Genomic DNA, 22251 nt, shown 5'->3' with positions numbered 1-22251 from the left:
GGCGAAAATGATGTGACACCGTGTCACATCGCCGCGCGCCGACTGGCCCTGTGCCCGCGCGCGCGCGGTTTTTATAGTGGGAGCGACAACCTGCACAGGAGAATGAAATGGCAACGAGCAAAGTGGTGTTTATTACCGGGGCGACCTCGGGATTTGGGGAAGCAGCGGCGCAGGTCTTCGCCGATGCGGGCTGGTCGCTGGTGCTGAGCGGACGCCGTTTTACGCGGCTGAAGACGTTACAGGATAAGCTCGCCTCGCAGGTGCCGGTGCACATTATCGAACTCGACGTACGCGATAGCGATGCGGTGGCCGCGGCCGTAGCGGCGCTGCCCGCGGGCTTCGCCGATATCACGACGCTGATTAACAACGCCGGGCTGGCGCTGTCGCCGCAGCCCGCGCAGAAAGTGGATCTGGACGACTGGAAAACGATGATCGACACCAACGTCACCGGGCTGGTCAACGTGACCCACGCGCTGCTGCCGACGCTGATTAACCACGGCGCGGGCGCGAGCATCATCAATATCGGCTCTATCGCCGGGCAGTGGCCCTATCCCGGCAGCCACGTCTACGGCGCCAGTAAGGCTTTCGTGAAGCAGTTCAGCTATAACCTGCGCTGCGATCTGCTCGGGACCGGGGTGCGTGTGACCGATCTCGCACCGGGCATTGCCGAAACGGAATTTACCCTGGTGCGCACCAAAGGCGACCAGGCGGCGTCGGACAACCTGTATCGCGGTACCACGCCGCTGAGCGCGCGGGATATTGCCGAACAGATGTTCTACATCGCTACGCTGCCGGACCATATGAATATCAACCGGGTCGAGGTGATGCCGGTGCGTCAGGCCTGGCAGCCGTTCGCCATCGATCGGGATTAAGGTTTGGTAGAGCGGAGAGGCGCGTAAGCGCCGCCTCCGGGAATGTTTCATGCAGCTACGGATATGTCTCTGAAACAACGTGTTATGCAGCGATGCCCTGGCCCCCGCTGAAATCGGCGAACCGGAGGACCGAAGACAAGGGCTGGCCGCCAGGGATGGCGGACAGAGGCGAATCGAGACAGTGATGTCGAGTTGAGCCGACCTCGGGCTGAGGACCGGGAGGTGAGCGCAGTGCGCAGCACCGATTTCTTTGCGGGACCGCGGGGATTGTAAAGGGGGAGACGGTTTTCTCCCCCTTTACCCGTTCACCTACCACGGTGAGACATTTTCTGCGAAATAGCGGTGAACGGAACCCCTCAACAGCGTCCCGGAGGCGGCGCTTATCGCGCCTGTCCGGGCTACCCAATCTGCCACCCTCCAACACCGAGCCCGGAAATCCCGGGTCGCGGCGTAAACGCCTTACCCGGGCTACCGCCCCTGCATGAACACCGTCCCGGAGGCGGCGCTTGACGCGCCTGTCCGGGCTACTCGATCTGCCTCCCTCATGCACCGAGCCCGGAGATCCCGGGTCGCGGCGTAAACGCCTTACCCGGGCTACTCCCCGCTGACGGCTGGAGACCCGTAGCCCCGGTAAGCGCAGCGCGACCGGGGAGAACGGCCGCTGATGCTTACCGACTACTCTGCAAAAACTGCCTAACGCGCTCGGAATCCGGGTTGGTGAAAAACTTCTCCGGCGGCGCTTTCTCAATCAACAACCCCTTCTCTAGAAACACCACCTCATCCGAGACCTGGCGCGCAAAATCCATCTCGTGGGTCACCACCACCATCGTGTAGCCCTCGGCGGCCAGCGCCTTCATTACCCCCAGCACCTCGTTGACCAGCTCGGGGTCCAGCGCCGACGTCGGCTCATCAAACAGAATCACCTCCGGCGACATCGCCAGCGAACGGGCAATCGCCACCCGCTGCTTCTGTCCACCGGAGAGCGTAATCGGGTAAACGTCGGCTTTATGCGCCATCCCCACTTTCTCCAGCTGCTGCATGGCGATAGCTTTCGCTTCATCACGCTTCATCCCCTTCACGTGCAGCAGCGCTTCGCTGACGTTCTGCTGCACCGTCAGGTGCGGCCACAGGTTAAAGCTCTGAAACACCATGCCAACCCGCTCGCGGATTTTCGACAGCTGGCGATGGGACATCGCGCGGCCATTATGCTCATCAATCCCCAGCCGCTGGCCGCTGATGCGGATCTCGCCGCGATCCGGCTGTTCCAGCCAGTTCATGCAGCGCAGCAGCGTCGATTTACCCGACCCCGACGAGCCGAGAATGCTCACCACGGTCCCCTTTTCTACCGTCAGGTTGATATCACGCAGAACTTCCACGTTATCAAACTGTTTAGAGACGTTTTTGACGCTTACAGCAGTAGTATCAGACATGACTCATTCCTCTTCTGACTCCCCAGGCGCTCAGGCGTTTAATCAGCAGCTCCACCAGGATGCTGATCGCCCAGTAGAGCCCAATCGCGACGATAAAAGCGTTAAACGGGATAAAATAGGTGGCCTGCACGCTGTTAGCCGCGGCGGTTATCTCCTGGACGGTGATAATGCTGAGGAAAGCGGTATCTTTCAGGCAGATAATCAGCTGGTTCCCCATCAGCGGGAGCGCGGAAGAGAGAATATTGGGCAGAATAATGCGGCGGAATATTTTGTAGCGCGAAAACCCCTGCGCGACCGCCGCCTCGATATAGCCACCGGAAAATACCCGCCGCTGGCTGCGCAAAATCTCAAAGAAATAGGCGCCGTGGTAGATAATTAAGGCAATTAAGCCGGCGGTCCAGGGCTCCATACTAATACCCACTTGCGGCAGCCCGTAATAGAGCAAATAGGCGAGGATCAAAAAGGGAATCGCCCGCATTAAGCTGACAAAGGCAATAATAAGCCGGTTAAGGGTTTTCTTTTGATATTCGCTTAAATAGCACAGGACAACGCCGATAATTAATCCAGCAATTGCCGCGGTAATAAAAAGCTCAAGGGTGGCGAGTAAACCGGCAATAAAGCTGTCGCGCACCGACCAGATAACGGCCCACTGATTCATAGCACCTCCCGTATTTATCGTGCCAGACGCTTCGCTTTACGCTCGGCCATTCCCTGCAGTTTCAGCAGCAGGCCAATAATCACCACGTACAGCAGACCCGCCGCCAGAATCGGCGAAAGCGGTTCATAGGTGACCGAAGAAATCCGGTTGGTGACGCGCGTCAAATCCACCACGCCAATCACCGCAATGGCCGGACTGCCCTTAATCAGGAACGACATCTCGTTAACCAGCGCGGGCAGGCTTTCAATCCACATCTGCGGCAGCATGATGTAGCGGAAGTAGGCCCAGCGGCGCATCCCGACCGACTCCGCCGCTTCCCGCTGTTCGCGGGGAAAAGTGCGAAAGGCGTTGCGCCATATTTCGGCGTTAAAGGCCGAGGTATTGAGCGTCAGCGCCACTATCGCTGCGACGTTTTTGTCGAGGTTAATCCCGACGGTCGGCAGAGAAAGAAACAGGAACAGCACCAGCGTGACCAGCGGCGTCGCGCGGGCGAGGCTGATATAGACCACCAGCAGCTGATCGATAACCGGAATGCGCAGCATGCGCACCAGCGCAATTAGCAGGCCAATCACCACCCCAAAGGCAATGGCGATGGCCGAAATCCAGAGGGTCGTCCATGCGCCTTCAATCAGTAACTGCCAGGAAATTGCATCCATGAAGCCCTCCTTCACTCAACGGGCGGCGGTTACCCGCCGCAGAACGCATTACAGACCGGCCAATTTATGGAACTGTTCCGGGCTGGTGATTGGCACGTTCGGAAGATCGTCATAGGTTTCGCCAAACCACTTTTTCTGGAGTTCCGCAAGCTTGCCGGTCTCCTTCATGTGGTTCATAAACTTGGTCATATAGGCCAGCAGCTGCGGCGAGTTTTTCGGGATCGGCCAGGCCATATAGCCCGGGCCGGATACCGCCAGACCTTTGGCGAACACCTTCGGCTTGGCCTTCGCCAGGTCGTTGACCGAGATAACCACGTTAATCACGTAGTCCAGGCGTTTGTTGGCAAGATCGGCGTAGGCTTCCGGGTAGGAGGGATACTCCACCACCGGCCCCAGCTTACCGCCGGTTTTCTCCAGCATCGCTTTCAGTTCCGGCAGCCTTGCCAGCAGCGCGCTGCCCGCCTGTACGCCCACCTTTTTCCCGCTCAGTTCGGCAATGGTGTTCAATGAATTATCGCCCGCGCGTTTGACAAAATAGTGCTGCGCTGACGCCCACGGCGGCGTGAAATCAAAGACCTTGAGACGGTCGTCGGTAATTACCGCGCCGGTTAAGGCCATATCGTATTGCCCGGTAGAAACCGCCGCCAGTAATCCGGTCCACGGCAAAATGCTCTGGTCGACGTTGAATTTCGCGTATTTGCGTAATTCATCGAGCATATCTTTGTTGAAGCCATCCGCCTGGCCGTTATTCATAAAGTTAAAAGGCGCGTAATCATCTTCGGTTGCGACTTTCAGGGTGCCGGATTTTTCTATTTCCGGAAGATCCGCGGCGGCTGCGTGATAAGAAAAGGCCATCGCCATGATGGCGCCCAGACAAATTGAACCTAATGATTTTTTCATTAATTCACCCCTAATTAATTCGCCAGACGTGTTCACTCCAGAACATGAAAAGGTTTTGCAAAATATGTGCCGACGGAAGTTCCGGTCCGCGACTGATGAATACGTTTTTACTGTAGGGAGCGTTTTAAATTTCCGGATAGAGCCAGATTCACCGCGCGGATGTGTCAGTCATTCTCAGGGTGGTATGGAATTTGCTCCAGTGTCTGTACTGTGCGTTTGAGTAAGGAGCCAGGCATGATCCGACACCTGTTACACGTTGATTTCGACCCGCGCCGCGGTTTGCAGGAGCAGGTGCGCGAGACGCTGATTAACGCCATTCTGGGCGGCATTTTTTCCGCCGACACGCCGCTCCCCTCCTGCCGCCAGCTGGCCAGCCAGCTGCGGGTCTCGCGCAACACCACGGCGCTGGTTTTTGAAGGGCTGGTTAACGAGGGATACCTCGTGAGTCGCCCGCGCAGCGGTTATTACCTGCATCCGGATTACCAGCACGCCAGCCCCGCTTCGGCGCCGGAAGCTGCACCGCAGGACGAGGGTTCTGCACCACGCTGGGGCACGCGGCTGCAAATCACCCCCAGCCAGCAGGAGTCGATTCTGAAACCGGCCGGCTGGATGAACTACCGCTATCCGTTTATCTACGGCCAGCCGGATACCCGCCAGTTCCCGCTGGCGACCTGGCGCTCGGCGGCAAACTGGCTGCACGGCGGGGTGCGCGACCCGGAGTGGGTGGTGGATCACATCGATCGCGACGTGCCGATGCTGATTGAGCAGATCCGCACCCGGGTGCTGCCCAAACGCGGCATTGTCGCCTCGCCGGACGAGATTCTGATTACCCTCGGTTCGCAAAACGCGCTGTACCTGCTGACGCGCCTGCTGATGTCATCCAGCACGCGCGTTGGCGTGGAGAATCCCTGCTTTCGCGAGGCTATTAACACCTTTCTGCTTGCCGATACCGATATCGTGCCGCATCCGGTGGATGAACAGGGGATCGTCCTCAACGACGCCCCCTGCGATTACTACTACGTCACTCCCGGACACCAGGTGCCAACCGGGGTGGCGATGAGCAAAGCGCGGCGCGACCAGCTGCTGGAGCATGCCGCTCGCCATGATGCGGTGATTATTGAGGACGATTACGACTCTGAAAGTAACTTTATGCTCAACCCGCTGCCGGCGCTGAAGGCCAGCGATCGCTGCGGAAGAGTGATCTACGTGAGCAGCCTGTCAAAAGCGCTATCGCCGGGCCTGCGGCTGGGCTTTATGGTCGCTGACCCGGATCTGATTGACGAAGCCCGGGCGCTGCGGCGGCTGGTGTATCGTCATCCGCCGACCAATATTCAGTATCAGATGGCCCATTTCCTCGCCCAGGGCCACTATGAAACCCACCTGCGGCGCTACCATTACGACTCTGCCCAGCGCTGGGACCGTCTCAACAACGCGCTACAGCAGCATCTGCCGGAGTGCCGCATCATCCCCGGCAGCGAACACGCCAACGCGTTCTGGCTGGCCACGCCGGAGCAAATCAACACCCAGCAGCTGACCTGGCGCGCCGCCCACGCCGGGGTGCTGATTGAGCCCGGCGCGCGGCATTTTCTCAGCGACGCGCCGCCGGCTAATTTCTTCCGGATGGGGTTCCACGCCATTCACCCTGACGCCATCGAACAGGGCGTGGAGGTACTGCGCGGCCAGCTGGCGCAGATGGGCTGAACGCAGGGCCCCCAGCCTTAACGCGGCGGCCTCACGATGATAGCGACAAATAAGGATGAACGGCGGAAACAATAAGACCGACGGCAAAACACACAAACACGATGCCACCGGTTTTATTCAGCTTAACAAAGGCATTCCCGGACGACATTTTCGTTTTTACGCTGTGTGCGAAAAGGCCGTAGAGTGAATGAATGACAACCACCAGAATACAGAAGGTTATCGACAGCACGCTGAACTGCGGAATAAAGGGCTGCTGCGGATGAATAAACTGGGGAAACAGCGCCATAAAAAACACAATGGGTTTGGGGTTAAACAACGACACCAGTACTCCCTGACGAAACCGCTGGCTGGCGGAAGGCATCGTTGAATCGGCAGAAGAGAGAGGTTGATTCAGCGCGCGGGGCACCGAGCGAAAGAGCTTTACGCCCAGATAGATCAGATAGGCCGCCCCAACCCCCTTGACTATCAACAGCGTCAGCTGAGAGGTGGTAATCATCACGCCAACGCTGCTGGCAGCAATAATAGATATGACGCCCATCCCCACCGCCACGCCGATAATCCCCGCCATTGCATTACGCAGATTATAATTCAGGGTGTTGGTCAGCGTCAGAAGCACTCCTGGCCCGGGGCTGGCAATGGTCAGGCTGGCAATCAGTATATAAAGGTAGAGCTGCTGCATTGAAAAAGGATCCTGTACAGAACAGGGCGCGGCTCCGCCCCTGAAATGATTAACAACGTCGTATCTTCAGGACGTGCGCTCGCTCAGCGTCAACAGCACAACCGTACTTGATGTGTTTTGTACACTACCGTAACAATTTTATATTGTCATCAAATTTAAAATTAACCCTATAAATCATAATAATAAAAAACAAACATTTATTTTAAGACTATTAACCCGCTATTTACCCCATAAAACGTTACTAATAAGTCACCCTATCGCTCGCCGCCGAAACGCTAGCGATATTGCTCATACTCCACGGCTTCGCGAACCTGGACTAGCGCCGCGCGCAGGCTATCGAAGGGAACGGAGCCGAGGGCGATGCGGATCGCCTGCGGAACGTTCGCTGTAACGCAAAAAGGCTCGGCGGTCGACACGGAAATATGGCGCTCCTTTTCGAAAAACCGGTGATATAAACCGTGCTTTCCGGCGCATAGCTGGCCACCGGCGGCGGCGGATGGCAGGTGATTAGCTGGGCGCTGATTATGGCGCTGCCTTTTATGCTGGTGGCCTCGTGGATGACCCGGCCAGCGTCATGGGGCGCTATATCGCCTTCCGCCTGGATCGCGCTCGGCTATGTGTCGCTCTTTAGCATGCTTATCGGCTTTATTTTCTGGTACAAAGGGCTCGCCGCTGGCGGTATCGCCGCCGTCGGCCAGCTCCAGCTATTACAGCAGTTCTTCGGGCTTGGCCTGGCGGCGGCGCTTTTGCACGAAACCGTCAGCCCATTGATGCTGGCCGTGACGCTGGGCGTGATTTTGTGCGTTATCGGTTCGCGCAAATTTGGCAGCTAGCCTGTATTGCCCTTGTAGCCCGGAAATCCCGGGTCGCGGCGTAAACGCCTTACCCGGGCTACCGCCCCGCAGACGGCTGGAAACCCGTAGCCCCGGTAAGCGCAGCGCGACCGGGGAGAACGGCCTGATGCTGACCGTAACCCTGGGCATGATTCTGTGCGTTATCGGTTCGCGCAAATTTGGCAGCTAGCCTGTATTGCCCTTGTAGCCCGGAAATCCCGGGTCGCGGCGTAAACGCCTTACCCGGGCTACTCCCCCGCAGGCGGCTGGAAACCCGTAGCCCCGGTAAGCGCAGCGCGACCGGGGAGAGCGGCCGTTTATACCACCCGCGCGTACTGCAGCATCACCTGCAGCAGCACGTTCGCGCCGGCCTCAACGTGCTCCGGCGACGCATACTCAATTTCGTTGTGGCTGATCCCGTCCCTGCAGGGGATAAAAATCATCCCGGTTGGCGCCAGGTAGCTCATATACACCGCGTCGTGCCCGGCGCCGGAGACAATCTCCCGCGCCGGATAGCCCAGCCGCTGCGCGGCGTCGGCGATCGCCGCCTGGCAATCCGGGTGGAACGGCGCCGCTGGATAGTGGCTCACCTCTTTCAGCGCCACCTTCAGGCCGCTCTCCCGCTCAACCCCGGCGATAAACGCCCGCAGCTGGCGGTCCATCTCATCCACCAGCGCATCGCTGAGATTACGCATATCAATCGAAAAAGTGACCTCTCCCGGCACCACGTTGCGGCTGTTCGGATAGACCTGCACCCTCCCTACCGTACCGCGCCCTTCCTCGCTGCGCCCGGCGATCGCCACGACCTCCTGCATAATGCGGGTCGCCACCTGCAGCGCATCCTGACGCAGGCGCATCGGCGTCGGTCCGGCGTGGGACTCCTGGCCGGTCACCACGCAGTCATACCAGCGGATCCCCAGCACGCCCTGCACGATACCGATAATTTTCGCTTCATCTTCCAGAATCGGCCCCTGTTCAATATGCGCTTCAAAGTAGGCGCCAATCGGATGATCGCCCGGCGTCTGGCTGCCGATATAGCCGATGCGCGCCAGCTCCTCGCCCACGGTTTTACCGTCCGCATCCTGCGCGGCATAGACAGTTTCCAGCGGGAATACTCCGGCAAACACCCCGGAGCCCATCATCACCGGCACAAAGCGCGAGCCCTCTTCGTTGGTCCAGAACACCACTTCAATTGGCGCTTCGGTTTCGATATGCCGATCGTTCAGGGTGCGCACCACCTCCAGCGCCGCCAGCACGCCGTAGTTGCCATCAAATTTGCCGCCGGTGGGCTGGGTATCAATATGGCTGCCGGAGACAATCGGCGGCAGCGCCGGATTACGCCCTTCCCGGCGCATAAAGACGTTGCCGATTTTATCGACGGTGACGCGCATCCCCGCCGCCTGCGCCCAGCTAATCACCAAATCCCGCCCCTTGCGATCGAGATCGGTGAGCGTCAGACGACAGCAGCCGCCCTTCGGCGTGGCGCCGATTTCCGCCAGCGCCATCAGCGACTCCCACAGACGCTCGCCGTTAACCCGGCAGTCGGTGGTTTCGGTCATCGGGGTAAAAAGGACATCACTGCTCATTTCGGTCTCCTTGCATAAACGCGGCGGCCAGCTCGACCAGCAGACGATCGCTGCCGCGCGGGCCTAAAAATGAGATCCCCAGCGGCAGACCGCCCGTCTGGGCGACCGGCAGCGTCACCTGCGGACGTTGGGTCATCACGGAAATTAACAGCAGGTCGTGAGACAGGCGCCGGACCGCTTCTATCTCTTCGGCCTGCGCCGTCAGCAGCGGCGCGCCATCGGGAACGGTCGGCATCACCAGGACCGCATCGCCCAGCTGCGCGTCCCACCAGGCGGTAAAACGCTCGCGCAGCTGGCAGGCGGCGTCAAACTGCGCGCGAGTGACCGCTTTGCCCCAGAAAAAGCGCTCGCGGACGTCCGGGCCTAGCTGCAGACCATAGCGCTCAATGGTTTCGCCCTGCGCCTGCCACGCTTCGTAGCCCTGAATCTGGCGGAAGGCGAGATAAATATCGTCCGCGTCGGGCAGCGGCGCATCGAGCGGCGCTAACGGGCCGAAAAAGCGCGCCAGCCGTTGGCGGACCGGCAGCAGCGCCTGCTGGCTGCGCAGCGGCAGGCGGGAAAACAGCCCATCGTGGCAGGCCAGCCGCACGCCGTCGAAATCCGCGCGTTCATCGTCGAACAGACAAGCGGCGACGGCGGAAAAGACCTCCGGCGAGCGGGCAAAGAAGCCGCAGGTGTCCATGGTGGCGCACAGCGGCTGGCAGCCGTCGAGGGAGAGACGGCCGTGGGTTGGACGCAGGCCAAACAGTCCGCAGTAGCTCGCCGGCGTGCGTACCGAGCCGCCGGTATCGCTGCCGAGGGCAAAGTCGCACGCCGCGTTCGATACCGCCGACGCCGAGCCGGACGACGATCCGCCGGGTATATGATTCGGCGCGGCGCCGTTGCGCGGGGTACCGTAATGCACGTTGTGCCCGCTCATCGAATACGCCAGCTCGCTGGTATGGGTTTTGCCGATAAAGCGCGCGCCGTTATCTAACAGCTTTTGCACCACCGGCGCGGTGCGGTTTTTAATCCCGGACAGCGCCAGCAGGTGCGGATTGCCCCCGCCGGTTGGGTAGCCCGCCACGTCGAACAGATCTTTGACCGCAAAGGTTAAGCCGCTCAGCGGCCCGCTGAGCGCATGCGCCACCGGATGCGGCGGATAGGGCATAAAGGCGCGAATGTCGTCCTGCATGATGGTTTCCTCCTGGCCTCAGGCGTAAAGCGCCTGGTTTTCAACGGACGGGCTCAGCTCACGCCAGCGATGGCAACTTACCACGTGACGCGGCCCGGCCGGTTCGGTCGTCGGCTGGCTTTGCGCGCAGGCGGGGCGCGCGTGTGGACAGCGTTCGGCAAACGCGCAGCCCGGCGGCAGGCACGAGAGATCCGGCGGCGAGCCGGGAATACAGTGCAGCGCATCGCCCTTTTTCAGCCCCTCTTTCGGCCGGCTGCCCAGCAGCACCTGGGTATAGGGATGGCGCGGACGATACAGAATCTCCTCGATCGACGCCTCCTCCACGATGCGCCCGGCGTACATCACCGCCACCCGGTCGGCGATCTCCACCGCCGCGCCGATATCGTGGGTCACAAATATAATCGACAGATCGCGCTGCTTTTGCTGCTCACGCAGCAGAATCAGGATCTGGATTTGCACCGTGGCATCGAGGGCGGTGGTCGGCTCATCCGCCAGCAGCAGCTGCGGGTTGCAGGAGAGCGCGAGGGCAATCATCGCCCGCTGGCGCATCCCGCCGGACATCTCGTGCGGGTAAGCATCCAGCCGCCGCTCGGGGCTCGGAATGCGCACCTGACGCAGCGCCTCCAGCGCCCTTTCCCGCGCCGCCTGCCGCGACAGGCCTTCATGGCGACGCAGCCCCTCGACAATCTGCTGGCCCACGGTATAGACCGGGTCGAAGGCCAGCAGCGGCTCCTGGAAAATCATCGCGCAGCGCGCGCCGCGGTAGCGCCGCAGCTGCCCGGCGCTCATGTTCAACACATCCTCTTCCCCGACCCTCAGGGTACCGGAAAGCACGCTGCTTTTCGGCGGGTGCAGCCGCATCAGGGCGCGCAGAGTGACGCTTTTCCCGGAGCCAGACTCGCCGATCAGCGCCATCACCTCGCCTTTTTGCACATCAAAGGAGACGCCGTTGACCGCGTTGACCGTCTGACCGTCGCGGCGAAACTCAACCCGCAGGTCACGGATATGGACGTAGGCTTCATGCGACATGGCTGACCTCCTGAATGGCGATATTTTGATGCCAGGGCGACGCGGGCTGCGCCATCAGGCAGGCGCTCTGGTGCCCCTCGCCGACGCTTTCGAGCGTCGGTTTCACCTCGGCGCACACCGCTCTGGCGTGCGGGCAGCGGGTATGAAAGCGGCAGCCGGAGGGCGGAGAAATCGGGCTGGGCGGATCGCCGCTCAGCGGCGAGGTTAAGGTGCGATTGTGCGGGTCCATTGACGGCATCGAGCTTAACAGCGCCCGGGTATAGGGGTGGGCCGAGGCGGTAAACAGCTGCTCCGCCGGGCCAATCTCCACCACCTCGCCGAGATACATCACCAGAATGCGGTCCGACAGCCAGCGCACCACGTGCAGATCGTGGCTGATAAACACATAGGTCAGCGCCAGCGTCCGCTTCAGCTCCTGCAGCAGCTGCAGCGCCTGAGCTTCCACCGACTTATCCAGCGCCGAGACGGCCTCGTCGAGGATCACCAGCCGGGGCTTCATCGCCAGCGCGCGGGCAATATTCACCCGCTGGCGCTGGCCGCCGGAAAGCGCGTGCGGATAACGATGGGCAAAACGTTCCGGCTCAAGGCCGACGTGCGCCAGCAGATAGCGGGCGTACTCGCTGGCCTCTTTGGCGCTGACGCCGTGTACCCGCTGGCCGAACGCAATGCTCTCTTCCATAGTCATGCGCGGGTTGAGCGAGGCGTAGCTATCCTGGAAAACCATCTGCACCTGGCGGCGATACGCTTTCATCGGCAGGCGCGATGAACCCACCTCCAGACCATCGAAGATCAGCTCCCCGCTGTCCTGCTTAAGCAGCTGCATCAGCAGCCGCGCGGTGGTGGATTTACCGCAGCCTGACTCCCCCACCACGCCGAGGGTTTCGCCTTTGATCACCGAAAAACTGACGTCGTCCACCGCCTGCACCACTTCGCGCGCTTTGCCGCCGCCGGCGGGAAAATGTTTCAGCAGATTGTTGACCTTCAGCAGCGGCTGCGCCGGTCCGCCGAGGTCGATATTGATAAAGGGTTGCATCGCTTACTCCTTAATCGCCATTGCCGCACGCAGGCGGTCCGCGAGGATATTGAACGAAATGGAGGTGATAAAAATCATCAGGCCGGGCAGCGCCGCTACCCACGGCTGGGTATAAATCGCCGTACGCAGGGTGTTCAGCATCAGCCCCCATTCCGGCTCCGGCGGGCGAACCCCGAGACCGAGAAAAGAGAGCCCGGAGGCGAGGATCATGCACACCGAAATCAGGCCGGTGGAGAAGACGAAAATCGGCCCCAGCACGTTGCCCAGCACCTGGACGCGAATAATGGTGAACGCGCTGGCCCCGGTGGCCCGGGCGGCGTCGATATAGTCCATATGCCGCACCTGCGCGGTGACGCTTTCGGCGATACGCGCCACCTGCGGCACGAACACCAGGGTCAGCGAGAGCAGCGCGTTACCGATGCCCGCCCCCAGCGCGCCGGAGAGCGCGATCGCCAGCAGCACCGAGGGAAAGGCGTAAAACACGTCCACGGTGCGCATAATCAGGGTGTTGGTTTTACCGCCCGCATAGCCGGCGATAATGCCGATCGCCCCGCCGATGAAAAAGGCGAACACCACCGGGACAATCCCCATAAACAGCGACAGCCGGGTGCCGAGAATCAGCCTTGATAGCATATCGCGCCCGAGCTCATCGGAGCCCAGCGGAAAGCCGTCGGCGCCAATCGGTTTGAGGCGTAAAAACATCGATGTTTGATACGGATCTTTCACGATTAGCCAAGGACCGAACAGCGCCAGCGCCAGCAGGATGAGAATGATCGCGCCGACGAATACGCCGCCCGGGTCGCGCAGCAGGCGGCGAAACACGCCGCGCCAGTAGCCTTGTCTGGCAACCGTCGCGGCAGAGACGGTAATGCCTTTGGTCGTCACGGTATCCACCATCGTCAGCTCCTCTTAATTCGCGGATCGAGACTGGTTTGCAGAATATCCACCAGCAGATTGAGCAGGACAAAGAACAGCGCCAGTACCCAGATGGTGCCCTGCAATAGCGGCAGATCGCGCTGGAAGATAGCGGTGTTCAGCAGCAGACCGGTGCCGGGCCAGGAGAAGACGGTTTCCACCAGAATCGAGCCGCCCATCAGATAGCCGACCTGCAGCCCCATCACCGCCAGCGCGGTCGGGGCGGCGTTTTTCACCACGTGCAGAAAGATCCGCGACTCGTTGAGCCCCCGGGCGCGCAGGCCGACGATAAACTCCTGGCTGAGAATGTCCGCCACCTGCGAACGAACGGTGCGGGCGATAATGCCGGTCGGGATCACCGACAGCGTGAAGGCCGGCAGCAGCATAAACTGCAGGTGTTCCCAGTTCCACTGCCAGCCCACCTCGCCGATTGGCCCGCCGCCGGTCGCCGGCAGCAGCGCGAATTTGACGCTAAAAACGATGACCAGCAGCATCCCCAGCCAGTAGTGCGGTACGCTGACGCCAAACACGGATAGCACTGAGGCCAGACGGTCAATAATGCTGTTACGAAAGTAGCCGGCGACAAAACCGAACAGGCTGCCCAGCGCAAACCCGATCGCCGTCGCCAGCAGCGCCAGACGCAGAGAGTAGGTGACCGCCGTCATCACTTCATCGATGACCGGGCGCCCGGTGGCGACCGACATGCCCAGATCGCCGTGCAGCGCCCGCCATAGCCAGTGCACAAACTGCAGCGGCAGCGGTTTATCAAAGCCGTAGGCCTGCATTAAGGTCTGACGCAGCGATTCCGAAGCGTCCGGCGGCATCACCGATACCAGCGGGTCGCCCGGCGCTATCTGCACCAGCATAAAACAGATCACCGCCACCCCGAGCATGGTGGGGACGGCCAGCAGGATGCGATATAGCAGCGTATTGATCATCTCTTGCTCCCGTGTCGATTACTCTTTTTTGCTCACCAGGCTGAGGTCGATAAACCAGCTTTGCGGCTGTACCACACCGGTGACGGCTGGCGATATCGCCCTTGGCCCGACATCGTGGGCGACGAACAGGAACGGCACCTGATCGACCAGCGCGGCGTGCAGTTCACCCGCGGCTTTATCCATTTCAGCCGGGGTAAACGCATGTTTCACCGCCGCCGCCAGCTTTTCGGTTTCCGGGGTCGAGAAGTAGCCCCAGTTGGTCGCCACCGGCGGGAAGGCCTTCGCGGTGGAGAAGCGGATCATGCCGAAATAGGGATCGTTAACCGCGGCGCTGACGTTGATCGCGTCGATCCCTTTCGCCGACGGATCTTTCGCCCCGAGACGCCAGTTGGTAAACAGGGTGTTCCATTCGTTGACCTTAATGTCAACGTTAAAGAAGCAGCTTTTCAGGCTCTGCTGGATGTACTCGTTCATCGGCAGCGGCTGCATCTGCCCGGAGCCGGAGGCCGAGGTGGCGACCGTGACGTGCAGCGGTTTCCCGGCGCTATACCCGGCTTCGGTCATCAGCTTACGGGCGGTATCCGGGTCATATTTGATCTGGAAGGTGGGTTTACCGTGCCACGGGCTGCCGGCCTCGTAGACGCCGGTCGCTTCGGTCATATAGCCGCCGAGATAGCTTTTGAGCTCCGCGCGGTTCAGGCACAGGTTGGCGGCTTTGCGCACGCGAATATCTTTCCACGGCGAGCCCTCTTCGAAGGAGAACTGCCACGGCCACAGGTGCGGCTGGGTGTTGGCGTAGATTTTAAAGCCCTGGGCTTTTATCTGATCGACCGCGTCCGGGGCCGGGGCTTCGATCCAGTCCACCTGCTTCGAGAGCAGCGCCGCCGTGCGGGCGTTAGCTTCCGGCAGCGGGATCAGCACCACTTTGTCCACTCGCGGAATGCGATCTTTGTTCCAGTAGTCGGGGTTCTTATCGAGGATGAGTTGCTGGCGAGGAACCAGTTTTTCCATTTTGAACGGACCGCTGCCCACCGCGTGGGCGGCGAACTCGGTCCACGCCTGCTTACTACGCGCGGCGGCATCGCCGGCGTTTGCCGGCACTGCGTCATACAGCTTCTGCCACGCCGTCGGCGAAACGATAAACAGGTTGGTAAGGTTGTAAGGCAGCAGCGCGTCCGGTTCGGAGGTGGTCAGCGCCACGGTGTGGTCGTCAATCTTTTCCGCGCCGGTCAGGGTCGGCATGCGTGAGAGGGTGTTGCCTATCTGGCCCGGGGCATACTGCGGCGCGGCTTTATTCAGCACCTTATCCACGTTCCAGACGATGGCATCGGCGTTGACCGTTGAACCATCGTGAAACTTAACGCCCGGGCGCAGGGTGAAAATCCAGCGGCTTTGATTTTGCGGGTCAACGTGCCACTCGGTCGCCAGCCCCGGCACCAGGCCGCTGGGCTTTTCTCCCTGAGAGAGATCCCATTCAACGAGGGCGTCGTAGAGCGGAATGCCGGTGAAGCGGTTGCCCTCAAAGCCCTGATCGGGCTGTCCGAGGGTCAAAGGGATATCGGCGGCGGTCATGGCGATCCGCAGGGTTGAGGCATTGGCCGGCAAAGAGGCGATCAGCGCCAATGCTCCGCTAACAGCAACGGCGAGATGGCATTTACGCGAAAATATTTTTTTCTTCAGCATCACATTGTCCCTGTTAAATAAAAGTCGCTATTTAACAGGCAAGATACATACCAGTTCTGAACGCGCGGGGAATAAGCGTGAAATGGCTTATAAAATAAGAATGACTTATATCATCTATATGATTTTATTTAAAAAATAGAATAACCTTATCTTTTTGCACCACCGGCGGGAATTCTGTTGCAGGATTGCACCAGCCTTACTTTCTTTTTAAAGGGATAATCACGTGGCGTTATTTTCTATAAATTAAATTCATAATATCCGGCAGATCATCAGTTTGAGGCGTTGTCTTCTATACCCGTCATACTTCAAGTTGCATGTGCGTTGGCCGCATTCGTTCACCCCGGTCACTTACCAAAGTAAGCTCCCGGGGATTCGCTCACTTGCCGCCTTCCTGCAACTCGAATTATTTAGGGTATATACTCCTTTATATAGAGAAAGAGGGAGTCGCCATGCCGTTACCTGATTTTCACCGCTCCGAGCCGTTTACCCTCGGTATCGAGCTGGAGCTTCAGGTCGTCAACCCGCCGGGTTTCGATCTGAGCCAGGACTCTTCCGCGCTGATTGACGAGGTTCAGGGCACGCTGAAAGCGGGCGAGGCCAAGCATGACATTACCGAAAGCATGCTGGAGATCGCCACCGGCGTCTGCCGCGATATCCACCAGGCCACCGCGCAGCTGAGCGCGATTCAACAGGCGGTGCTGCGCGCCGCCTCCCGCCATCATGTGCAAATCTGCGGCGGCGGAACGCATCCGTTTCAAAGCTGGCAGCGCCAGCAGATCAGCGATAACCCGCGCTACCTGAAAACCGTCGAGCACTTTGGTTACCTGGCGAAGCAGGCGACGATCTTCGGCCAGCACGTGCACGTGGGGTGTCAAAACGGCGATGATGCCATCTATCTTCTGCACGGCCTGTCGCGCTTCGTACCGCATTTTATCGCGCTGAATGCGGCATCGCCCTGGCTCGACGGGACCGATAGCGGCTTTGCCTGTTCGCGGCTTAACCTTTTTGCCGCCTATCCCGATAACGGCCCGATGCCGTGGGTGAATAACTGGCAGGCTTTTACCGGTCTGTTTCGCCGTCTTAGCTATACCAGCATGATCGACAGCATGAAGGATCTGCACTGGGATATCCGCCCCAGCCCGCGCTTTGGTACCGTCGAAGTCCGGGTGATGGATACGCCGCTGACGATTGCTCAGGCGGTGAATATCGCCGGGTTTATTCAGATCATCGCCTGCTGGCTGCTGACGGAGCGGCCGTTTAAGCATCAGCCCGAGGATTATCTGCTCTACCCCTTCAACCGCTATCAGGCCTGCCGCTACGGGCTCGATGGGATCAATACCGATGTTAACGGCGGCGAACAACGAACATTGCGCGAAGAAATTTTACAGCTGGCGGATAGGCTGGCCCCCAGCGCCCACAAGCTGAATGCCGGCAGCGCGCTGGAGGCGATTGTGCGCCAGGCGAAGCAGGATCGCAGCGAGCCGCAGCAGATGCGCGAGTTTGTCGCCAACGGCGGTTCATTGATCGGGCTGGTACAAAAGCACTGCGAAATCTGGACGGCGTAGCGGCGATAAAACGCTATACTGCACGCTTTCGTCGTCTGTCTGGAACCTGTCGTGCGCTTTTTCTCTCTTCTGCCGCTGCTGCTGTTATCCCTGCCCGCTTTCGCCAGCGGGAAGTGCTCGCTGACCGACCCGTCGCTGACGCTGCAAAGCTATACCGTTGATCCGCAGCGCGAACGCATCGTGATGTACTGGCAAAAAGAGGACGGTAAAGCCTGGGGATCGCTGCGCGCCCTGCTGGCGGATATCGACCACAACGGACAGGTGCAGATGGCGATGAACGGCGGAATTTATGATAAAGCCTATGCGCCGCTGGGGCTGTATATCGAGAAAGGCAGGCAGCTGACCCCGCTTAACCGTGCTTCCGGCGGCGGCAACTTTTTTATTCGTCCCGGCGGGGTGTTTTATCTGCGCGGGCAAAACGCGGGGATTGTCAGCATCGATAAATTCAAGCCGTCGCCAGCCATCCGCTACGCCGTGCAGTCCGGGCCGATGCTGATTGAAAACGGCAAGATCAACTGGCGGCTGAAGCCGTCCGCCAGCTCGCGCAAGCTGCGTAACGGCGTGGGCATCACCGGCGATGGCAAAGTGGTCTTTATGCTCAGCGCGCGCGAAACCAATTTCTATGATTTTGCCTGCTACGCGCAGTCGAAGCTCAACGTGCGCCAGATGCTCTATCTCGACGGTACCATTTCGAAGATGTACCAGAAAGGCGGCAGCGTGCCGTGGCAGTACCATCCGTTCGTCACCATGATCGCGGTGGAGAGCAGGTAGTTTTCATAACATCGTCTGCGGGGAGTAGCCCGGGTAAGGCGTTTACGCCGTGACCCGGGATTTCCGGGCCCGGTGCCTGAGGGAGGGAGATTGGGTACCCGGACAGGCGTGGCAGCGCCGCCTCCGGGACGGTGTTGAGGGATTCCGTTCACTATTATCCCACAGCAAATATCTCACCGTGGTACGTGAACGGGTAAAGGGGGAGAAAACCGTCTCCCCCTTTACAATCCCCGCGGTCCCGCAAATAAATCGGTGCTGCGCACTGCGCTCACCTCCCGGTCCTCAGCCCGAGGTCGGCTCAACTCGACCTTACTCGTCCCATCCCTGGGACTCGCCCCTACGGGGCCAGCGCAAGCGCTGTTCAAAATTGCTCCAGGCAATTTTGTCGTGTCTCGATTCGCCTCTGTCCGCCATCCCTGGCGGCCAGCCCTTGTCTTCGGTCCTCCGGTTCGCCGATTTCAGCGGGGGCCAGGGCATCGCTGCATAACACGTTGTTTCAGAGACATATCCGTAGCTGCATGAAACTCTCCCGGAGGCGGCGCTTACGCGCCTGTCCTGGCTACGGATTACCGGCAATCTGCGGCCCGGTAGCCCGGCTAAGCGCAGCGCAAGCCGGGAAGAAGCCACAGCAATACCACGTCGCGGCATATTCCCCGGGTTGCGGCGTAAACGCCTTACCCGGGCTACGGGTTATCGGCAATATGCAGTATTGTAGCCCGGACAGGTCCGGGCCACCTACATCCGGCGGTGGGCCCACTCGCGCAGCCGCTGGAACAGCACGTACAGCGAAGGAATAAATAAAATGCCGATTACCGTCGCCACCAGCATGCCGCTGAACACCGTGGTACCGATAATCCGCCGGCTCTGCGCCCCGGCGCCGGTGGCGAGCATCATCGGCACAATCCCGATGATAAAAGAGACAGCCGTCATCATTACCGCGCGGAAGCGGCGGGTCGCCCCTTCGCGGGCGGCATCGACGATCGACATCCCCTCTTCGCGCTTCGCCCGGGCAAACTCGACGATCAAAATCGCGTTTTTCGCCGCCAGCGCGATCAGCAGCACCAGGCCTATCTGCACGTACACATCGTTGGCGTAACCGGCCCACCAGAGCCACAGCAGCGACCCGCCGATGGCGAACAGCACAGACAGCATCACGCTCGCCGGCAGCGTCCAGCTCTCATACTGGGCGACGAGGAACAGCCACGCCATCGCTACCGCCGCCAGCACAATCCACACCGCCTGGTTACCGGTCTGCTGCTCCTGCCAGGAGATGCCGCTCCAGGCGTAATCATAACCGTGCGGCAGGTTCGCTTGTAAAATCTGCTCCATCACCGCCATTGCCGTCCGGCTGCTGACGCCTTCGGCCGCCGACCCGCTCACCGATACCGACGGGAACTGGTTATACTGCTGAATAAACGGCGCGCCCACCGTCGGCGTAATCGTCACCAGATTACTCAGGCGAACCCGCTCGCCGCTGTCGCTGCGCACGTACAGCTCGCTTATCTGCTCTGCCCGCTCGCGCCACTGCATCTCGTTTTGCATCACCACGTGGTAGACACGATTGTTAATACTGAAATCGCCGGCGCGGGTGCCGCCAAACGCGGTTTGCAGGCTGCTGAAAATCCTCGCCACCGGTACGTTCAGCCGGGCCGCCTGGTCGCGATCGACGGTGAGCGTCAGCTGCGGCACGTTGCTGCTCCAGGTGGTAAATACCCGGCTCAGCTGCGGGTACTGGTTAGCCGTCCGCAGCACCTGATGCGTCACCTGCTCCAGCTCCGCCGGCGATTGTCCGGCCTGGGCCAGAATGCGTAAATTAAACCCGGAGGCGTTGCCCAGCCCCGGCAGCGTCGGCGGCGCAAAAGTCATGATCGTCGCCTCCGGTAGCCCCATCAGCTGGCCCTGCACCTTTTCCATCACCGCCTCCAGCGGCGGCCGCTGGTGCCAGTCCTTCAGCATCACCGAGATAAATCCGCCGTTTGAAGCGCTGGTACCGTTGAGAATATTAAAACCGGAGACCTGAATCACATCCTCAACCGCCGGATTCAACAACAGCAGCTCGCGCGCCTGGGCCATCACCGCTTCGGTACGCTCCAGCGAGGCGGCTTCAGGCAGCTGCACGCTGGCAAAGAAGTAGCCCTGATCTTCCTGCGGCAGAAAACCCTTTGGCATGGTGGTAAAGCTAAACACCACCACCCCGGCCGCCGCCATCGTCGCCGCCAGCGCCAGCCAGGGGCGACGATTCATCCTCCCGACCAGACGCCCGTAGCCATCGCGCACCGTATCCAGACCGCGGTTAAAACCGCGCCAGATAGCGGCTGGCTGCTGCGGCCGCGGACGCAGCAGCAGCGCGCACAGCGCGGGCGTCAGGGTCAGCGCCACCACGCTCGACAGCGTCACCGCCGTCGATAAGGTCACCGCAAACTGGCGATACAGCTCGCCGACGATCCCCGGCAGCATCGCTACCGGCACAAACACCGCCAGCAGCACCAGAGTTGTGGCGATCACCGGCCCGGCGATTTGCCGCAGCGCCTCGGCGGTCGCGGCGCCGCGATCCAGCCCCTCCGCCATTTTCGTTTCCACGCTCTCCACCACCACGATGGCGTCATCCACCACCATGGTCAGGGCGAGAATAATCGCGAACAGGCTCAGGGTATTGGCGCTGTAGCCCAGCGCATAAAGCACGGCAAAGGTGCCGATAAGCGACACCGGGATCGCCAGCGCGACAATCAGCGTTGCCCGCCAGCTCTGGAGGAACAGCGAAACCACCACCACCACCGCCATAAGGGTCAGCGCCAGCGACACGCCGATCTCTTTGATCGTCGCCGCCACAAAGCGGGTGGTATCAAACTTCACTTCCCAGGTGAGATCCGCCGGGAAACGCGCGTGCAGCCGGGTCAGCTCAGCGCGCACCGCAGTGGCGACCTGCAGGGCGTTGGCGGTGGGCGTCGGATAGATACCGAGATAGGCGGAATCTTTGCCGTTGAGCTGCGCGCCGGAGCTGTAGCTGCGCGCGCCCAGCTCAATGGTCGCCACGTCAGACAGGCGCACCAGCTGGCCGCGTTCGCCGCTGCGAACCACAATTTGCCCGAAGCCGGCGGCGTCGCTGAGTCGCCCGATACCGTTGATGGTCAGCGTCTGCTGCTGGCCGTTAAATACCGGCGGCGTCCCCACCTGCCCCGCCGCGCCCTGAACGTTCTGCTCGCGCAGCGCCTGGGCAATATCGTCGGTTGTGATATTCAACGCGTTCATGCGGTCGGGCCGCAGCCAGATGCGCATGCTGTAGTCGCGCGCGCCGAACATCTGTACTTCACCGACGCCGGGTAGACGCGCCAGCGCCTCGCGCACCTGAGTGCTGGCGTAGTTGCTGACAAACAGCGGCGACAGCGTGCCGAGCGGCGAATAGAGACTCACGCCCATCAGCAGGTTCGTCGCCCGCTTTCGCACCTGTACGCCGTTCTGCTGCACGTCGGCAGGCAGCTGCGCCACCGCCTGCGACACGCGGTTCTGCACATCGATCGCGGCTAAATCGGCATCGGTCCCGGCGGCAAAAGTCAGGCTCAGGCTGTAGGTCCCCTCATCGGAACTGGTGGACTCCATATAGAGCATATGATCGACGCCGTTGATCTGGGTCTCCAGCGGCGCGGCAATGGCTTCCGCCACGTCCGCCGCGCTGGCGCCCGGCCAGCTGGCGCTAACGTTGATGACCGGCGGCGTAATCTGCGGATACTGCTCGACCGGGATCAGCTTCAGCGAGACCGCGCCGACAAAGGTCATCAGCAGCGCAATCACCATCGCAAAGCGCGGGCGACGGATAAAAAATGTGAGCAT

General features: G+C 60.5%; 17 protein-coding genes and 2 pseudogenes. 5 read left to right on the top strand and 14 right to left on the bottom strand.

The genetic code is table 11. The features are described 5' to 3' along the window. Window positions 1-107 precede the first annotated feature (107 nt). On the top strand, window positions 108-872 hold the full coding sequence (locus tag MKleb_RS07195) for an SDR family NAD(P)-dependent oxidoreductase (RefSeq protein ID WP_025107057.1): 765 nt from the start codon (window positions 108-110) through the stop codon (window positions 870-872). A 668-nt stretch (window positions 873-1540) separates the two neighbouring features. Here MKleb_RS07195 and MKleb_RS07190 read toward each other — a convergent pair. From MKleb_RS07190 to MKleb_RS07175, 4 genes are read right to left on the bottom strand one after another with little or no spacing between them, the layout of a single operon-like run. Continuing rightward, window positions 1541-2302 (bottom strand): amino acid ABC transporter ATP-binding protein, encoded by a 762-nt coding sequence (locus tag MKleb_RS07190; RefSeq protein WP_014228328.1) that lies wholly within the window; start codon window positions 2300-2302, stop codon window positions 1541-1543. Beyond that, complete coding sequence (locus MKleb_RS07185; protein ID WP_025107058.1) at window positions 2295-2960, bottom strand: amino acid ABC transporter permease; 666 nt, start codon at window positions 2958-2960, stop codon at window positions 2295-2297. Before MKleb_RS07185 ends, MKleb_RS07190 begins: the two co-directional genes overlap by 8 nt. Window positions 2961-2974: 14 nt before the next feature. Further along, window positions 2975-3616 carry an amino acid ABC transporter permease gene (locus tag MKleb_RS07180; protein WP_004100025.1) on the bottom strand — a complete coding sequence of 214 codons (642 nt, stop codon included), beginning with the start codon at window positions 3614-3616 and terminating at the stop codon, window positions 2975-2977. Between the two features lie 48 nt (window positions 3617-3664). After that, the gene (locus MKleb_RS07175; protein WP_004848610.1) at window positions 3665-4516 is read right to left on the bottom strand and encodes a transporter substrate-binding domain-containing protein; all 852 of its coding nucleotides are present in this window, start codon (window positions 4514-4516) and stop codon (window positions 3665-3667) included. Between the two features lie 234 nt (window positions 4517-4750). Here MKleb_RS07175 and MKleb_RS07170 point away from each other — a divergent pair, with 234 nt between their 5' ends. After that, complete coding sequence (locus MKleb_RS07170; RefSeq protein WP_025107059.1) at window positions 4751-6217, top strand: MocR-like pyridoxine biosynthesis transcription factor PdxR; 1467 nt, start codon at window positions 4751-4753, stop codon at window positions 6215-6217. A gap of 31 nt (window positions 6218-6248) precedes the next feature. Here the strand turns inward: MKleb_RS07170 and MKleb_RS07165 are convergent, their stop codons facing one another. Further along, window positions 6249-6896 carry a LysE family translocator gene (locus MKleb_RS07165; protein WP_025107060.1) on the bottom strand — a complete coding sequence of 216 codons (648 nt, stop codon included), beginning with the start codon at window positions 6894-6896 and terminating at the stop codon, window positions 6249-6251. A 275-nt stretch (window positions 6897-7171) separates the two neighbouring features. Continuing rightward, window positions 7172-7327: pseudogene (locus MKleb_RS07160) on the bottom strand (PLP-dependent aminotransferase family protein); the annotation flags it as partial. Window positions 7328-7387: 60 nt separating this feature from the next. On the opposite strand from MKleb_RS07160, the pseudogene MKleb_RS07155 reads away from it, so the two are divergent. Further along, a pseudogene (locus MKleb_RS07155) lies at window positions 7388-7729 on the top strand (EamA family transporter); the annotation flags it as partial. Window positions 7730-8046: 317 nt separating this feature from the next. Here the strand turns inward: MKleb_RS07155 and MKleb_RS07150 are convergent. Genes MKleb_RS07150 through MKleb_RS07120 form a run of 7 tightly spaced genes read right to left on the bottom strand, consistent with a single transcriptional unit; the run spans window position 8047 to window position 16087 of the window. Then, window positions 8047-9315: a Zn-dependent hydrolase gene (locus MKleb_RS07150; RefSeq protein ID WP_025107062.1), complete on the bottom strand. Its 1269-nt coding sequence runs from the start codon at window positions 9313-9315 to the stop codon at window positions 8047-8049. After that, the gene (locus MKleb_RS07145; RefSeq protein ID WP_025107063.1) at window positions 9305-10489 is read right to left on the bottom strand and encodes an amidase; all 1185 of its coding nucleotides are present in this window, start codon (window positions 10487-10489) and stop codon (window positions 9305-9307) included. Before MKleb_RS07145 ends, MKleb_RS07150 begins: the two co-directional genes overlap by 11 nt. 18 nt (window positions 10490-10507) lie before the next feature. Continuing rightward, on the bottom strand, window positions 10508-11518 hold the full coding sequence (locus tag MKleb_RS07140) for an ABC transporter ATP-binding protein (RefSeq protein WP_025107064.1): 1011 nt from the start codon (window positions 11516-11518) through the stop codon (window positions 10508-10510). Beyond that, window positions 11508-12551: an ABC transporter ATP-binding protein gene (locus tag MKleb_RS07135; RefSeq protein ID WP_025107065.1), complete on the bottom strand. Its 1044-nt coding sequence runs from the start codon at window positions 12549-12551 to the stop codon at window positions 11508-11510. Before MKleb_RS07135 ends, MKleb_RS07140 begins: the two co-directional genes overlap by 11 nt. Before the next feature lie 3 nt (window positions 12552-12554). Continuing rightward, window positions 12555-13448, bottom strand: a complete 894-nt coding sequence (locus MKleb_RS07130; protein WP_014228319.1) for an ABC transporter permease — start codon at window positions 13446-13448, stop codon at window positions 12555-12557. A 2-nt stretch (window positions 13449-13450) separates the two neighbouring features. Continuing rightward, window positions 13451-14404 carry an ABC transporter permease gene (locus tag MKleb_RS07125; RefSeq protein ID WP_004848587.1) on the bottom strand — a complete coding sequence of 318 codons (954 nt, stop codon included), beginning with the start codon at window positions 14402-14404 and terminating at the stop codon, window positions 13451-13453. A gap of 18 nt (window positions 14405-14422) precedes the next feature. Beyond that, entirely contained in the window at window positions 14423-16087 is a 1665-nt protein-coding gene (locus tag MKleb_RS07120) for an ABC transporter substrate-binding protein (protein WP_014228317.1), read from the bottom strand. Window positions 16088-16536: 449 nt separating this feature from the next. On the opposite strand from MKleb_RS07120, the gene MKleb_RS07115 reads away from it, so the two are divergent. Further along, window positions 16537-17652 carry a YbdK family carboxylate-amine ligase gene (locus tag MKleb_RS07115; protein WP_025107066.1) on the top strand — a complete coding sequence of 372 codons (1116 nt, stop codon included), beginning with the start codon at window positions 16537-16539 and terminating at the stop codon, window positions 17650-17652. Window positions 17653-17703: 51 nt separating this feature from the next. Next, the gene (locus MKleb_RS07110) at window positions 17704-18423 is read left to right on the top strand and encodes a phosphodiester glycosidase family protein (protein WP_025107067.1); all 720 of its coding nucleotides are present in this window, start codon (window positions 17704-17706) and stop codon (window positions 18421-18423) included. Window positions 18424-19158: 735 nt separating this feature from the next. Here the strand turns inward: MKleb_RS07110 and MKleb_RS07105 are convergent. Next, complete coding sequence (locus MKleb_RS07105) at window positions 19159-22251, bottom strand: efflux RND transporter permease subunit (protein WP_025107068.1); 3093 nt, start codon at window positions 22249-22251, stop codon at window positions 19159-19161.

This window comes from Klebsiella sp. PL-2018 (genome assembly GCF_019048985.1).
GTDB classification, from domain to species: Bacteria; Pseudomonadota; Gammaproteobacteria; order Enterobacterales; family Enterobacteriaceae; genus Klebsiella; species Klebsiella michiganensis.
The sequence above is the reverse complement of the archived record's forward strand: the minus strand, read 5'-3'. Positions and strand labels throughout refer to the sequence as shown.

Bases quoted from the DNA above. Each gene is read 5' to 3' on its own strand.
- MKleb_RS07195 (WP_025107057.1), top strand. From the start codon at position 108: ATGGCAACGAGCAAAGTGGTGTTTATTACCGGGGCGACCTCGGGATTT.
- MKleb_RS07190 (WP_014228328.1), bottom strand. From the start codon at position 2,302: ATGTCTGATACTACTGCTGTAAGCGTCAAAAACGTCTCTAAACAGTTT.
- MKleb_RS07185 (WP_025107058.1), bottom strand. From the start codon at position 2,960: ATGAATCAGTGGGCCGTTATCTGGTCGGTGCGCGACAGCTTTATTGCC.
- MKleb_RS07180 (WP_004100025.1), bottom strand. From the start codon at position 3,616: ATGGATGCAATTTCCTGGCAGTTACTGATTGAAGGCGCATGGACGACC.
- MKleb_RS07175 (WP_004848610.1), bottom strand. From the start codon at position 4,516: ATGAAAAAATCATTAGGTTCAATTTGTCTGGGCGCCATCATGGCGATG.
- MKleb_RS07170 (WP_025107059.1), top strand. From the start codon at position 4,751: ATGATCCGACACCTGTTACACGTTGATTTCGACCCGCGCCGCGGTTTG.
- MKleb_RS07165 (WP_025107060.1), bottom strand. From the start codon at position 6,896: ATGCAGCAGCTCTACCTTTATATACTGATTGCCAGCCTGACCATTGCC.
- MKleb_RS07150 (WP_025107062.1), bottom strand. From the start codon at position 9,315: ATGAGCAGTGATGTCCTTTTTACCCCGATGACCGAAACCACCGACTGC.
- MKleb_RS07145 (WP_025107063.1), bottom strand. From the start codon at position 10,489: ATGCAGGACGACATTCGCGCCTTTATGCCCTATCCGCCGCATCCGGTG.
- MKleb_RS07140 (WP_025107064.1), bottom strand. From the start codon at position 11,518: ATGTCGCATGAAGCCTACGTCCATATCCGTGACCTGCGGGTTGAGTTT.
- MKleb_RS07135 (WP_025107065.1), bottom strand. From the start codon at position 12,551: ATGCAACCCTTTATCAATATCGACCTCGGCGGACCGGCGCAGCCGCTG.
- MKleb_RS07130 (WP_014228319.1), bottom strand. From the start codon at position 13,448: ATGGTGGATACCGTGACGACCAAAGGCATTACCGTCTCTGCCGCGACG.
- MKleb_RS07125 (WP_004848587.1), bottom strand. From the start codon at position 14,404: ATGATCAATACGCTGCTATATCGCATCCTGCTGGCCGTCCCCACCATG.
- MKleb_RS07120 (WP_014228317.1), bottom strand. From the start codon at position 16,087: ATGCTGAAGAAAAAAATATTTTCGCGTAAATGCCATCTCGCCGTTGCT.
- MKleb_RS07115 (WP_025107066.1), top strand. From the start codon at position 16,537: ATGCCGTTACCTGATTTTCACCGCTCCGAGCCGTTTACCCTCGGTATC.
- MKleb_RS07105 (WP_025107068.1), bottom strand. From the start codon at position 22,251: ATGCTCACATTTTTTATCCGTCGCCCGCGCTTTGCGATGGTGATTGCG.